Origin of the sequence: Rhizobium sp. FY34 (assembly GCF_005222845.1) — a bacterium.
Lineage (GTDB): Bacteria > Pseudomonadota > Alphaproteobacteria > Rhizobiales > Rhizobiaceae > Neorhizobium.
Window position 1 is genome coordinate 281,408 of record NZ_STFZ01000007.1, and the last position, 12,795, is coordinate 294,202.

Sequence of the window (12,795 nt, forward strand, 5' to 3'; positions counted from 1 at the left end):
CCGCTTTTCGCAACCGGGTCAGAGGCGCAAATCGCCGGATTTCAGGGCTTGCGACAGCAGGTCGACGGCCTGCGCCAGCTTTTCGTCGATGACATGCAGATATTGCGTCCAGTCGTCCACGTGGCGAAGCTCCGCCTTGCCATCGGAAATGCCGCGAAGGGCGATCAGCGGCACTGCGAAACGCTGGCAGGCACGCAGCACGGCAAAGGTTTCCATATCCACCATGTCGGCATCGATACCATCATAGGCCTGGCCCGAGACGATATTGCCGCCGGTCGACAGACGCGCGCTTTGCAAGCCTGGAATACCATGCGGCAAGGGCACGCTTGCCGGCAGGTCGAGGAAGGGCGTGCGGCCCTTCTCAAAGCCGAGTGGCGAGGCGTCCATGTCGCGCCAGGAGACGCTGGACGCCCGATAGATCTCCGTCTGCTCGAGATCCCGCGCACCGGCAGAGCCCAGGCAGACGGTAAGATCCGGCAGACGCGCCTCTGCCTTCAGGCTGGACAGGCAGACGGTCATGGCAATCGCTGCCTCGATCGGCCCGACGCCGGTCATCAGCGGGCGAAAGCGGGCGCGCAGATGCGGGCCATATTCGGCATCCACGGCCATGACGAAGAGAACCTTCTGGTCGCCGATTGTTTCGAGGGTAAAGCTCATCCAGAAATATCCTGTCTGCCGCGGATCACCATCATGCTGCCGCTCATCGAGGCGATCAGCTTTGCGGGGCCGTCGCTCAGTGCATAGGCGCGACCATCGGCGACGATGATGGTGGAGCCGGGCTTGGTGATTTCGCCGCGAAACAGAAACCGCTCGCCGCGCCCCGGCGACATCAGGTTGACCTTGAATTCAATGGTGAGGATGGAGGCCTCCGGCTCGATGACTGTATAGGCGGCATAGCTGCAGGCGGCATCGAGCCCGGCTGCAATGACGCCCGCATGCAGGAAACCATGCTGCTGGGTGAGCTTCAGATCGAAGGGCATTTCGATCTCGACCATGGCCTGCTCGACGCGGGTAAGCTCCGCGCCAATGGTGCGCATGGCCTCCTGGCGCTCGAAACTGCGCTTCACGCGCGCGCGGAAATCTCCGGGGTCGATCTCGTCCATGCCTGCTTGTCCTTTCGCGGCTGCGAAACTGGCATGGCGGGCCGGCCGCTGCAAGCGTGGTGCGGTGGCGAGGATCAATTCAGCAGAAAAAGCGACAGGTTCAACAGCGTGGCAAAACCCACCCAGGCGGCATAGGGCAGAAACAGAACTGCGCTGAGGCGGTCGCGCGTCCAAGTTATGCGGATGAAGATGAGGATGCTGGTAAGCAGTGGCAGGATGACGATGAGGCCGAGGAGGGTGCTTTCGGCGCCGAAAAAGGCGGGCGTCCAGATAAAGTTCAGCGCCATCTGGCCAAACCACAGCTGGGTGCGGGCTGAAGCCGGGGCGGAAAGCCAGGATCGCGCCCCGACAAAGCCGATCAGCACATAGAGCATGGTCCAGACCGGTCCAAACAGCCAGTTGGGCGGGTTGAAGACCGGCTTCTCCAGCGATTGGTACCAGGTGCCCGGCACATTCGAGATGCCGATGAGCGCGCCAAGGCTGACGACGATGACAATGAACAGGACGTGGACGAGGATTTTCTTCATGGAAACCTCAGATAGGGCGCATAGGCCAAATGGCCAGCATCGTCATGCCAGGCGCACCAGATGCTGGTCCCAGGCAAGTCTGGAGCGGGTCGCGGCCAGCGTGCCATCATAGGAGGAAACCGCGATGCCATCCGGTGCGGCGGCAATGCCTGCGGCATCGACCACTTTCTCTTCGGCCAGAACTTTGCCGGTTTTCGCATCAAGGATGACGGCCGCCCCACCCTTGGGCGAGGTGAGCCCCACCAGGTTTTCGCGACGGTTGATGGCAATCGCGCCGACATAATTGCAAAGCCGCTCGGTCGTTTCCTGCGGCAGATCGATGAAATGTAGATCTTCGCCGAGGCTGAAATGGCCGGCAAGCGGCGGCAGGTCGGTGCGCGGCCCCTCATATTGGCAGGCAAACCAGATGCGGCCGGCCTCGTCGATATCGAGATGCCGGGTGGAGAGCTGGCTGAGCGGTTCGGGCAGAGCGTGGCGCTGGACGATATCTCCGGTTGCGGCATCGAGAATGACGAGCGAAGGTTGCATGCGGTCGAGATTGAGCTTGGTGCGGCCAAAATCCGGATGTGTCTCAATGCCGCCATTGGCGATGATCAGCAACCCTCCGTCGTCGGAGACGGTCATGTCATGCGTGCCGATACCACCGGCATCGAATTCGCCGATGCGGGCAAAGCCGTCTGTTGCATCATAAAGGCCGATCATGCCGCGATTGCCGTCGAAATCGTTCTCGCTGGCATAGAGAATGCGGCCATCCGGCGAGAAGTGGCCGTGGCCGTAGTAATGACGGCCCTCCGGCGCGCTGATCACCACCGGTTCGGCTTTTGCCTGCGGATCAAAGATCATGGCGAATGTGCCGGGACGCCTGGCAAAGGCCACGCCACGCCCGGTCACACGGCAATAGGCCAGACCATGGGCACGCGCCGGAAGCGCAATGCGGTCGATTACCGCGCCGCGCAGGCTGACGGTTGCGATGCCGTAAGTGCCATCCTGCGCGCGAAAGCCGGAGGCATAGACGGCGTCCGCCCGCTCCAGCGCGTATAGCCGGCGCGGGGAGAGGGCTGCGAGGAAGGAGAGCCCGGCTGCCCGCACGAAACTGCGTCTTTCAAGGGCTGGGCTGCGCACCATGTCAGTCTCCATCGGAGAAGGAGAAGCCGGCGCCAAGGCCAAGCCCGCCACCGAGGCTGTCGTTCAGCCGCAGGATCAGGTCACGGCTGTTGAGCAGGACGAAATCAAGCTTCTGGCGTTCGGTTGTATCGGTCACGGCAGCCTCCACATCCGGGGTGATCGTGCCGGAGACGCGCATCAGCGAGGTCAGCACGAAATCGATGGAGCCGATGATCGACTGCTGGTCCGCATTGAGGAGGTCGCGAAGGCCGGACGTATCCAGCAGGGTCTTGATGCCCTGCAGATTGCCATTGATCATGGGAAAAGTAAGGCCGGCGCGCCAGAACAGCGCCTGTTTCGGAAAGGTGTTGTTGGCCTCGCCCTTGTAGAAGCTCTCGACGCGTTGGTCGCGCACGGCTTCAGCCGCATGCACCAGAATGCCCAGCACTTCGGTCATGGCTTCCTGCGGGGTGCGAAACACGGCACTTTGCGGGCCGGGGTTTTTCCAGTCGCGGGCAATGCCGTCCGGATTGTCCCAGAGCTGCAGCAATTCGGTTGCGACTTTCTGCACATTGCCGGCGACCGCTAGGCCATAACGGCAGCGAAAGCCGTTTGCATCCGTCGCCAGTGTCTCGGAGCCTGAGCCATGCAGCACGAATTCCAGGGCGCCCAGACCCTGCATCGCAACGCTCTTGCCCGAAAGACCATCCGGTGTTGTGGCCGTTTCATCCGGATTGGCAATCAGCGCCTGCACCTGGCGAAGGCCGGTGCCCTTGCGGTCGGGATAGAACAGGATGCGCTCGAAGCGGTTCTTCTCGATCACCGGACCAACCCGTACCACTTCGATGCGCGCCCAATCGGTTGCCGCCGTGGCAAAGGCCTGTCGCGCAGCCTTAAGCTTTTCAGGCGAAGGCGCCATGCAGAGCTGCATCATGGCGGAGGTCAGCTGGCCACTCGTTTCGGCAAAGCGCCGGTAACCCGGTCGGATGAAGCCATCTACCACCTTGCTCATCACCAAGCGGGCGCCGGCAGGGGTCAATTCCGGGGGCGGCGACAGATTGGCATCCTGGGGCAGGGCTGAAGTGGAGGACAGGGCAAGCATGGTCAGGGCAGCGATGATCTTGCGCATCAGAGCGACTCCAGGAATGTCAAAAGCGCCTTGCGGTCATCCGCAGGCAGGGCAGCAAAGGCATCTCGGGCGCGGGTCGCCTCTCCGCCATGCCAGAGGATGGCTTCGGTGAGATTGCGCGCCCGCCCGTCATGCAGGAAGAAACTGTGACCATTGACGGTCTGCGTCAGACCGATACCCCAGAGTGGCTGGGTGCGCCATTCAGTCCCGGTTGCAAGGCCCACAGCTTGTCCGTCTGCCAATCCCTCGCCCATATCATGCAGCAGGAAATCGGAATAGGGCCAGATCAGCTGGAAGGCCTGCGCCAGATTGTCCGTGCCCCGGCGGGTCACGAATTTCGGTACATGGCAGCTGGCGCAGCCGCTCGCATAAAACTGCTGTTTGCCGCGCAGAACCTGTGCATCATCGACATTACGGCGCATGGGAACCGCAAGGTTCTTCGAATAGAAGGTGACAAGATCCATCACCGGATCCGGCGCTTCGCTATCGCCGAGACGCGCCTGCACGCCCGTGGGCAGAGACAGACATGCCGGCTGGTTTGCCGTGCAGTCGCCATATGGGGTGAGGCGGTCCGGCGTCGAAAGCCCCATGTCGCCGGCAAAGGCAGCGGCTGTCTGGTCACGCACCGTGGCATTCTGCGCCTTCCAGCCGAAGCGGCCAAGCGAAAGCTTGCCGCTCAGGTGATCCCGCACGACGGCCGCCTTGCCGGAAATACCATCTCCATTGCGGTCGTCGGGATCGGCATGGGCCAGGATTTCCGTGTCCGGAATGGCCTCGATCAATCCCATGCCGAGCATGGGCGGCGCAACGCGCGGCGACAGCGTTGTGTCCGGCGAAAGCGGCCCATAGGCCAGATCCGAGACGGAGTATTTCGGCTTGCGAAGGGAAACCACCGTGCCATCGCCAAGCGTTACGGGCTGTTCGTCATAGGCGATCTGCATTTCGCCTTCTGCGGCAAGGCCGGGCACGGCCAGATCCTGCAATTGCTCGCCATAGGCCGGATCGGGGAAATTCAGCGCCTCGTGCCGGTCAAGCGCTGCCTGTTCGGCGGGCGTTCGCGCCGGCCTTGCCAGCCGCAGGAACATCGAGGTGCGATCTGCCAGGCCCTCCGGCGGATGGCCGCGGCCATCCTTGATGTGACAGCTCTGGCAGGCGCGGGCGTTATACAGCGGCCCAAGCCCATCGGATGCTTGCGTGGAAGAGGGTGAGGCCACCCAGAGCTTTGTGAACAACGCATTGCCGAGCTTGAACTGCTCCTGTTCGGCAAAGGTGATATTGGCGGAAAACTGAGAAAAGGCATTGCCATTGACGGCTGCACGCGAGGTTCCGGCCCCGCCGGCCATGGCCTCGAAGGGTTCGGCGCGGCTAAAATCCTGCGTCGGGCGAATGACGGAGGCGACGCGGGCCTGGTCTTTTGCCGAAACGTCCTGTCGCAAAGGGCTGTCAAGGCTTGCATCGCCAAGCGCGACGAAGGGGGCCAGGAGCCATGCGCCGGAGACGGCGGAAAGCAGGATGAGGGAGGCCTTGCGCTTTGTCATTATGGGTTCGGGTCGCTGCAAGACGCTCGCAGCGACCCGCTCCAATCGCTTATTTGAAGACGGCGTTGGGATTGTCCAGGCTGTCTGAGCCTTCCAGCTGGACAGCGCCGAGATCCAGCGCAGCAATGATGCGCTCGACGGTCTTGGTCTGGTCGATCAGGCCATCGATGGCGGTCTGCACCACGGCATTGCCTGCCGTATTGCCCTCACCGATCATCTGGTCATAGGCTTCGACTGTCTTGGCGCGGTCTGCCATGGCAATCATGGCGGCCAGCGTCTTGTCGAGCTTGGCGGTCATTTCCTGGTCGAGGGCCGGATCCTTTGCCTTCACCAGTTCCGACAGTGAAGGGCCGGTCATCTTCGTGCCGTCAACGCGCGTATAGGTGCCGTTATATGCGGATGCGATGCCGATGGCGTCGTTGAGGTGGGAGGCATGCGTGTTGTCGGAGAAGCAATCATGCTCTTCTTCCGGATCATGCAGGAGAAGGCCGAGCTTCATGCGCTCGCCGGCCAGTTCGCCATAGGATAGCGAGCCCATGCCGGTCAGGATGGCGGTGATGCCGGCCTTCGGATCGGCGGTCACATTCTGGGTGGCCTCGCCGTCGGGCGCCCAGGCGGTCACCATCTCGGCCATGTCCTTGACCAGTAGTGTGGAGGCAGATTTCAGGTAATCGGCGCGTCGGTCGCAATTGCCATGGGTGCAATTGGCCTTGTCGTAATCGGTAAACGGACGCTCGCCGGCACCAGGCCCGGTGCCATGCAGGTCCTGGCCCCAAAGCAGGAATTCGATGGCGTGGTAGCCCGTCGCCACATTGGCTTCCACCTCGCCGGCCTCGTGCAGGCTCTCAATCAGCTCGGGCGTGATCTTGGAGGCGTCGATCTCCTCGCCATTCACGGAAAGCTTGGGATTGGCAATGATGTTGGCGGTGAAATAGGCATTGCTGTCGCTTTCGGTGCCATAGGAGGCGTCGACATAATCGATCAGGCCTTCGTCAAGCGGCCAGGCATTCACTTTGCCTTCCCAGGCATCGACGATCGGATTGCCGAAGCGATAGACTTCCGTCTGCTGGTAGGGAACGCGCGCGGCAATCCAGGCGGCGCGGGCGGCGGCCAGCGTTTCGGCCGAAGGCTTGGCGATCAGCGCGTCGATGGCGGCATCCAGCGCCTTGGCGGTGGTCAGGGCATCCTCGAACTTGGCATGCGCAAGATCGGCATAATGGGTCAGGACCGCGGCAGGTTCCGCGGCGCCTGCGGGCGTCACGATGAAGGCGGCGGATGCGGCAAGCAAGCCAAGGCTTGCGTTCAAAATCGTTCTACGGATCATCTCTATCTCCTGCTACGGCTTGACCCCGATTGCGCTGTCATCGCGCAAATAAAATCTTGTGTCAAACAATCTACATTAGAACCATTTGAACCAGGTAACGTGGTTTGATCGGTCCTAGGCCTGTCGTTGCAGGCGACAGAAGAAGAAGCCATCCGTTCCGGTGCGCGCCGGCGAGAGCGTCAGCATGGTGCCATCGGCGGAATGCGGCTTGGGGGCGTCAGGGCCGAATAGCTTGTCCCAGACCGGCAGGCTCGGCTGCGGTACAAATTGCGGGTTGTCAGCGCAGAAGCGGCGGATCTGGACATCATTTTCGTCCGGCAGCACCGAGCAGGTGACATAGACCAGCATGCCGCCGGGCTTCACATAGGCAGAGGCGGAGGTGAGCGCATCGAGCTGCTGGCCCTGGCGCTCCTCAATATTCTTCTGCGTGAGACGCCATTTCGTATCGGGGCGGCGGCGCCAAGTGCCGGTGCCGGTACAAGGCGCATCGACCAGAACCGTATCCAGGCGGTTCTCATAGGCAGCCAACTGGCGCACATCATCATGCACCTGCACATTGCGGGTGCCGGCACGGCGCAGGCGCTCGATGATCGGGGCCAACCGCTTGCGATCGGCATCATAGGCGTGAACCTGGCCTTTGTTATTCATGGCAGCAGACAGTGCCAGCGTCTTGCCGCCACCGCCGGCACAATAGTCGAGAATCTGGTGACCATCCTGCGGCTGGACGAGATCGGCAACGATCTGCGAGCCTTCGTCCTGCACTTCGAACCAACCCTTCTGGAAGGAGAGTTCTGCCGTGACATTGGGAAGACGCGAGGAGCCTTCGCCGGCGGCAATGCGCACACCATTGCGGGCAATGCGGGTGGCCACGGCGCCGGACCGATCGAGCGCCTTCACCACCTTGTCGCGACTGGCCTTCAGCGTATTGGCACGAAGATCGAGCGTCGGCCGGCCGGCCATCGCCTTGGCCTCCTCCAGCCAGTCAGTGCCGAAGGCGGTCTGGAAGGAGGTGACGACCCAATCGGGAATATCGGCCTGCACATGCAGCGGCGCTTCAGACAGGTCTCGGCTGGTAAAGGCTGCAAGATCCGGCAGGGTGGGGGCAAACTTGTCGTCCAGCAATTCGGCTGCCAGCGTATCACGGGTATAGGCCCATTGGCGCAGAAGCACGGCATAGACAAGGGCGGTCTCGCTGTCGTCATCCATCAGCCAGGCATGGCTGAGGCGCATGCGCAGCGCGTCATAGACGATATTGCCGATGGCGGCACGATCGCCGGAGCCGGCGAAGCGGTGGCCAAGGCCCCAGTCCTTGAGCGCATCGGCGACAGGACGCTTGCGCGCCTCGATATCCGCCAATACCTCGATGGCCGCTGCCATCCGTCCGCCCAGTCGCATTGTAGTGCTCTCCTTAACCGATCCTGCGGCGTGTAGCCGCGATCCGTGGCAAGGGCAAGGCCGACCAGCTTTGCAGGATGCCGGCGGGTCTCAGCCGATGATCTCGTAGCAGACCTGGGCGGTGCCCGAGGAAATCATGCCGATATTCTGCGCGGCGGCCTTCGACAGGTCGATCACCCGGCCTCGGGTGAAGGGGCCTCGATCATTGATGCGCACCACGACGCTCTTGCCGTTGCGCTTGTTCGTCACCTTCACTTGCGTTCCAAAGCTGAGCGACTTGTGGGCCGCCGTTAGCTTGGATGGGTTCATGCGTTCACCGGAGGCTGTCTTGGAGCCGAGGGCATACCAGGAGGCGTGACCACAACCTGGCGCCGCATGAGCCGGTGCATTGGCGATAAAAGACATGGATGCGATGGCAACCGCGGCAAGTGTGATGCGTTTGTTGAACGTCAAATCGTGTTGTCCCCTGTGAACCCGTCGCTGAAAATGCGTGTCGAGGGGCTTAAGCGGGGCGAAAAAAGGCAGAAACGTGGGCCTTGTGATCACGCAATGTTACGGCATGTAATATTCGTGATAGGAAGCCGGCTAATGATATCCGGCGATGCATCCGGAAAAAACCATGATGAATCAGCGGTAAATAGGAAAATTCATCCCCACTGAAACACCAGAGTCAGTCGATCACAAAAATCGCAGAAATTTTATTGTTCGGGATACCGAAATATGGCCCGAAAACCCGAGTGTTAACGGATGTTTACCCTGATTAACGGGTATTTCTGTCCGCAAGAGACGGATAAAATGGAATTTTCACCCATTGAATCCGCCGCCGAAAGCGCGCCTGAAGGCCCTGCGGTCAGGCCTTCCAGCAGTCATCCTGCCAGAGCTGGCGCAGCGAGACCCGATAATCCGGGTGGGTGAATTGAAATCCAAGGTTGCGTATCTTGGCGTTGGAGACCCGTTTGTTCTCGCCATAGAAGGAGCGGGCCATGGGGCTAAGCTCCGCTGTTTCGAAAGCCTGCTCGGGCGGTGGCGCGATCCCCATCAGCCGGGCTGCCTCCGTCACCACATCCTGCGGCGGGGCCGGCTCATCATCGGTGATGTTGAAGATGCCGCCCTGCTGGTGCTCGATGAGGAAGCGGGTGGCAGCGCCGATATCCTCGACGCGGATGCGGTTGAACACCTGGCCGGGCTTGACCAGCCGCCGTGCCGTGCCGGAGGCAAGGTTCATGAAACCGTTGCGGCCGGGACCATAGATGCCCGACAATCGCAGGATGGCGATGCTGGCGCCGGCTGCTGCGCCGGCATCCATCCAGCCCTGTTCGGCCGCCACCCGCTCGACGGAGCGCTGCGAGACCGGCCGGCATTCGGTCTCTTCGGTGACCCAGTCGCCGCCGTGATGGCCATAGACCCCGACAGTGGAGAGATAGGCGGCCCAGGAAAGCTTGGGAAACAGTTGGCGCAGATCGCCCCCAGAAAGCAGTAGCAGCGGATCGCCGGCCTCGCCCGGTGCGATGGACTGCACAAGATGGGTGGTGTCTTCCATCTCGGTCCGCAGAGCATCGGAAAGATTCGTGCCGTCGAAGATGAGGGGGCGTATACCAAGGCTTGCCAGATGTTCGGCCTTCTGGGCGCTGCGGGTCGTGCCGGAGACGCTTTCGCCAGCCTCCATCATTTGCGCGGCAATCGCCTGACCGGAATAACCGGCGCCCAAAATCATCATCCGCATGCTCAAGCTCCTGCCAATTGCCATTCCGCCTCCACCAGAGGCATATCTGTCTGTCGTTGCGCCGCAAGCTGCGCGAAGTCCTGCCGCTCCATCAGCCGGCTCAGCGCCCATATCGCCATTGCCCGTACCACCTCGGACGGATCCGACAGAAGACGAAGGCAGGGCGCAATCAGATCAGTCTCGCCGGAATTGCCGGCCGCGATCAGCACATTGCGCACAAAGCGGTCGCGACCGATGCGCTTGACCGGCGAGCCGCTGAAAAACGTGCGAAAATGCGCATCGTCAAGTTCCAGCAGGGAGGCGATTGTCGGCTCCTTCAGGTCCTCGCGCGCCTGCAGCTTCATTTCCGAAGCACTTGCGGCAAACTTGTTCCACGGGCAGGCGGCCAGGCAATCATCGCAGCCATAGATGCGATTGCCGATCATCGGGCGCAATTCAGGCGCGATCGGCCCCTTGTGCTCGATGGTCAGATAGGAAATGCAGCGTCGCGCATCGATCTGGTAGGGAGAGGGGAAGGCATTCGTCGGACAGGCGTCGAGACAGGCGCGGCAGGAGCCGCAATGATCGCGCTCCGGCGCGTCGATCTCAAGCTCGGCGGTGGTGAACAGGCTGCCGAGAAACAGCCAGGAGCCGTGGCTGCGCGATACAAGATTGGTGTGCTTGCCCTGCCAGCCAAGCCCTGCGGCCGCTGCCAGCGGCTTTTCCATCACGGGAGCGGTATCGACGAACACTTTCACATCTTCACCGGCGCGGGCTGCAAAGCGCGTGGCGATTTCCTTCAGCCGGCCTTTGATGACATCATGGTAATCGCGATTGCGTGCATAAACGGAAATTGCGGCGCGATCCGGCCGCTCGAGAAGGCCGCGCGGATCTTCGTCGGGCCCGTAGTTCAGGCCGAACATGACGATGGAGCGCACCTCGATCCACAGCGCGCGCGGATCACCGCGCCGCTCTTGTGTTTCCTCCATCCAGGCCATGGTGCCGTGGTGGCCGGCGGACACGAATTCAGCGAGCCGGGCAGGGGCCTGCGGAATGGAGGTCGGCAGCGTCACGCGACAGACATCAAAGCCTTGCGCCTGCGCCTGCTCGCGGATGAAGGCCGACAGCTTGCGTTTCCGCTCCGCCTGTTTTTCGGGCGAGGCAGAGGGCGCATGTGTTTTCTCAGAAGTCGAGATCCGCATAATGAGACACCGGCGTGATGCCGCGGATGCGTTCCGCAAGCATGGGGCGGAACGACGGCCGCGATTTCAGCCTCTGATACCATTCCTTGGCAACGGGTGTCTCCTGCCAATCGATCTCACCGAGATAATCCAGCACAGAAATGGAGGCGGCCGCGGCAAGATCGGCATAGGAAAGCCGGTCTCCGGCAAGCCAGGTGCGCGAGCCGGCAAGCCAGGACAGATATTTCATATGCTGGCGGATATTGGCGCGTGAGGTGCGCAGCACCTTGGAATCGGGGGCGCCACCGCCCTGCGCCTGGGTCATCTGCAGCTTGTAGACCCGTTCGCGGGTCAGCGGTCGCGTCACGTCCTGTTCCATCTTCTGGAGGAACCATTCGGTCAGCCGGCGGATCTCGGCGCGCTGGAATGGGTCTTCGGCCAGAAGCCGGCGATCCCGTTTCAGCACACCATGGGTCTCGTCCAGGAATTCCAGCAGCACTGTCGGTCCGCACAGCACGCGCATGCTGTCATCGACATAGACGGGCAGGGTTCCGGCCGGATTGATGGCGAGAAACTCCCGGCGCTTCTCCCAGGTCTGTTCCTCGACGAGATCCGTCTGAAAGCCATATTCCGCCAATATCAAGCGCACGAATCGGGAGGCAGAGGACATGGGATGATGGTAGAGCGTGGGCATCGGTACTCGAAAAGAAGGATTGTTATTCTCGGCGTGAATCAGTCACGATCACCATTGCCGCAATGTGGCTGACATATGGCGGTCTCGCGGGTTTGGTAGGTCGGCACGCGTATTCTCTTCACTATAGTTCCCATCCCCGTTAACAAAGGATCAATAATGGCGGATCAGTCCATCATCAGCGCTCTCATCCTCGGATTAATCGAGGGCCTGACCGAATTCATTCCTGTTTCTTCCACCGCGCATGTGCTGTTGGCCGGCCATTTCCTGGGGTTCGAATCGCCCGGCAACACTTTTGCGGTGCTGATTCAGCTCGGCGCCATCCTTGCCATCCTGCTCGTCTATTTCCAGCGGCTGCTGAATATCGCGCTGACGCTGCCTTCCAACGCGCAATCACGCCGTTTCGTGCTGACAGTGCTTCTGGCCTTCCTGCCGGCCGCCGTCATCGGCGCTATCGCGCATGATTTCATCAAGACCGTGCTGTTTGAAACGCCCATGCTGATCTGCGTGATGCTGATCCTCGGCGGCGTGATCCTGCTCGTCGTGGACCGGATGAAGTTTACGCCGCGCTACACGGATGTGATGGACTATCCGCCTTCGCTCGCCTTCAAGATCGGCCTGTTCCAGTGCCTGGCGATGATCCCCGGCACCTCGCGTTCCGGTGCCACCATTGTCGGTTCGCTGCTGATGGGAACGGACAAGCGCTCGGCTGCGGAATTCTCGTTCTTCCTCGCCATGCCAACCATGGTTGGCGCTTTCGTGCTGGATCTCTACAAGAACCGGGATGCGCTGAGTTTCGACGATATGGGCGTGATTGCCATCGGCTTTATCGCCGCTTTCATCACGGCGCTCTTTGTCGTCAAAAGCCTTTTGGACTTCGTCTCGAGCCGTGGCTTTGCGCCATTTGCCTGGTGGCGCATCTTGGTCGGTACTGCAGGCCTTGCCGGTCTTCTTCTTTATCGCTGACTATTTTCAGAGGGGCGGCCCGGCCGCCCCCTTGTTCGCCATGCTTGTCTAGGGTCTGTGGGGATTCATCGTGAGTTGATCACAGCCGCTGCCATATAGATCATGGCCTCAAAGCTCTGGTCCGTTTTACAGGCT

Annotated in this window: 13 protein-coding genes; 1 reads left to right on the forward strand and 12 read right to left on the reverse strand. The window is 61.4% G+C overall.

Annotated features, from left to right (window positions below; translation table 11 throughout):
• Positions 1 to 18: 18 nt before the first annotated feature.
• From E8M77_RS06120 to E8M77_RS06175, 12 genes are all read right to left on the reverse strand, one after another.
• A complete protein-coding gene (locus tag E8M77_RS06120) occupies positions 19 to 657 on the reverse strand; it encodes a 5'-methylthioadenosine/S-adenosylhomocysteine nucleosidase (RefSeq protein WP_137129725.1) in 639 nt (212 codons plus the stop codon).
• Positions 654 to 1,103, reverse strand: a complete 450-nt coding sequence (locus E8M77_RS06125; protein ID WP_137129726.1) for a PaaI family thioesterase — start codon at positions 1,101 to 1,103, stop codon at positions 654 to 656. Before E8M77_RS06125 ends, E8M77_RS06120 begins: the two co-directional genes overlap by 4 nt.
• Positions 1,104 to 1,177: 74 nt before the next feature.
• A complete protein-coding gene (locus E8M77_RS06130) occupies positions 1,178 to 1,630 on the reverse strand; it encodes a TspO/MBR family protein (RefSeq protein WP_137129727.1) in 453 nt (150 codons plus the stop codon).
• A gap of 42 nt (positions 1,631 to 1,672) precedes the next feature.
• Positions 1,673 to 2,755 (reverse strand): DUF1513 domain-containing protein, encoded by a 1,083-nt coding sequence (locus E8M77_RS06135; protein ID WP_137129728.1) that lies wholly within the window; start codon positions 2,753 to 2,755, stop codon positions 1,673 to 1,675.
• A 1-nt stretch (position 2,756) separates the two neighbouring features.
• Positions 2,757 to 3,863: an imelysin family protein gene (locus E8M77_RS06140; RefSeq protein ID WP_137129729.1), complete on the reverse strand. Its 1,107-nt coding sequence runs from the start codon at positions 3,861 to 3,863 to the stop codon at positions 2,757 to 2,759.
• The gene (locus tag E8M77_RS06145) at positions 3,863 to 5,401 is read right to left on the reverse strand and encodes a di-heme oxidoredictase family protein (protein WP_137129730.1); all 1,539 of its coding nucleotides are present in this window, start codon (positions 5,399 to 5,401) and stop codon (positions 3,863 to 3,865) included. Before E8M77_RS06145 ends, E8M77_RS06140 begins: the two co-directional genes overlap by 1 nt.
• 49 nt (positions 5,402 to 5,450) lie before the next feature.
• A complete protein-coding gene (locus tag E8M77_RS06150; protein ID WP_137129731.1) occupies positions 5,451 to 6,725 on the reverse strand; it encodes an imelysin family protein in 1,275 nt (424 codons plus the stop codon).
• A gap of 114 nt (positions 6,726 to 6,839) precedes the next feature.
• Positions 6,840 to 8,120: an RsmB/NOP family class I SAM-dependent RNA methyltransferase gene (locus tag E8M77_RS06155; protein ID WP_137129732.1), complete on the reverse strand. Its 1,281-nt coding sequence runs from the start codon at positions 8,118 to 8,120 to the stop codon at positions 6,840 to 6,842.
• Positions 8,121 to 8,210: 90 nt separating this feature from the next.
• Positions 8,211 to 8,573 (reverse strand): septal ring lytic transglycosylase RlpA family protein, encoded by a 363-nt coding sequence (locus tag E8M77_RS06160; RefSeq protein WP_137129733.1) that lies wholly within the window; start codon positions 8,571 to 8,573, stop codon positions 8,211 to 8,213.
• Positions 8,574 to 8,970: 397 nt separating this feature from the next.
• On the reverse strand, positions 8,971 to 9,843 hold the full coding sequence (locus tag E8M77_RS06165) for an SDR family oxidoreductase (protein WP_137129734.1): 873 nt from the start codon (positions 9,841 to 9,843) through the stop codon (positions 8,971 to 8,973).
• 2 nt (positions 9,844 to 9,845) lie between these two features.
• The gene (queG, locus tag E8M77_RS06170) at positions 9,846 to 11,024 is read right to left on the reverse strand and encodes a tRNA epoxyqueuosine(34) reductase QueG (protein ID WP_137129735.1); all 1,179 of its coding nucleotides are present in this window, start codon (positions 11,022 to 11,024) and stop codon (positions 9,846 to 9,848) included.
• A complete protein-coding gene (locus E8M77_RS06175; RefSeq protein WP_137129736.1) occupies positions 11,005 to 11,697 on the reverse strand; it encodes a glutathione S-transferase family protein in 693 nt (230 codons plus the stop codon). Before E8M77_RS06175 ends, queG begins: the two co-directional genes overlap by 20 nt.
• A gap of 156 nt (positions 11,698 to 11,853) precedes the next feature.
• Between E8M77_RS06175 and E8M77_RS06180 the strand changes: the two genes are divergently transcribed.
• A complete protein-coding gene (locus tag E8M77_RS06180) occupies positions 11,854 to 12,660 on the forward strand; it encodes an undecaprenyl-diphosphate phosphatase (RefSeq protein ID WP_137129737.1) in 807 nt (268 codons plus the stop codon).
• Positions 12,661 to 12,795: the final 135 nt, after the last annotated feature.

What these genes read in the sequence shown, in the direction of transcription:
- E8M77_RS06120 (WP_137129725.1), bottom strand. Translation starts at nt 657, where the DNA reads ATGAGCTTTACCCTCGAAACAATCGGCGACCAGAAGGTTCTCTTCGTC.
- E8M77_RS06125 (WP_137129726.1), bottom strand. Translation starts at nt 1,103, where the DNA reads ATGGACGAGATCGACCCCGGAGATTTCCGCGCGCGCGTGAAGCGCAGT.
- E8M77_RS06130 (WP_137129727.1), bottom strand. Translation starts at nt 1,630, where the DNA reads ATGAAGAAAATCCTCGTCCACGTCCTGTTCATTGTCATCGTCGTCAGC.
- E8M77_RS06135 (WP_137129728.1), bottom strand. Translation starts at nt 2,755, where the DNA reads ATGGTGCGCAGCCCAGCCCTTGAAAGACGCAGTTTCGTGCGGGCAGCC.
- E8M77_RS06140 (WP_137129729.1), bottom strand. Translation starts at nt 3,863, where the DNA reads ATGCGCAAGATCATCGCTGCCCTGACCATGCTTGCCCTGTCCTCCACT.
- E8M77_RS06145 (WP_137129730.1), bottom strand. Translation starts at nt 5,401, where the DNA reads ATGACAAAGCGCAAGGCCTCCCTCATCCTGCTTTCCGCCGTCTCCGGC.
- E8M77_RS06150 (WP_137129731.1), bottom strand. Translation starts at nt 6,725, where the DNA reads ATGATCCGTAGAACGATTTTGAACGCAAGCCTTGGCTTGCTTGCCGCA.
- E8M77_RS06155 (WP_137129732.1), bottom strand. Translation starts at nt 8,120, where the DNA reads ATGCGACTGGGCGGACGGATGGCAGCGGCCATCGAGGTATTGGCGGAT.
- E8M77_RS06165 (WP_137129734.1), bottom strand. Translation starts at nt 9,843, where the DNA reads ATGCGGATGATGATTTTGGGCGCCGGTTATTCCGGTCAGGCGATTGCC.
- queG (WP_137129735.1), bottom strand. Translation starts at nt 11,024, where the DNA reads ATGCGGATCTCGACTTCTGAGAAAACACATGCGCCCTCTGCCTCGCCC.
- E8M77_RS06175 (WP_137129736.1), bottom strand. Translation starts at nt 11,697, where the DNA reads ATGCCCACGCTCTACCATCATCCCATGTCCTCTGCCTCCCGATTCGTG.
- E8M77_RS06180 (WP_137129737.1), top strand. Translation starts at nt 11,854, where the DNA reads ATGGCGGATCAGTCCATCATCAGCGCTCTCATCCTCGGATTAATCGAG.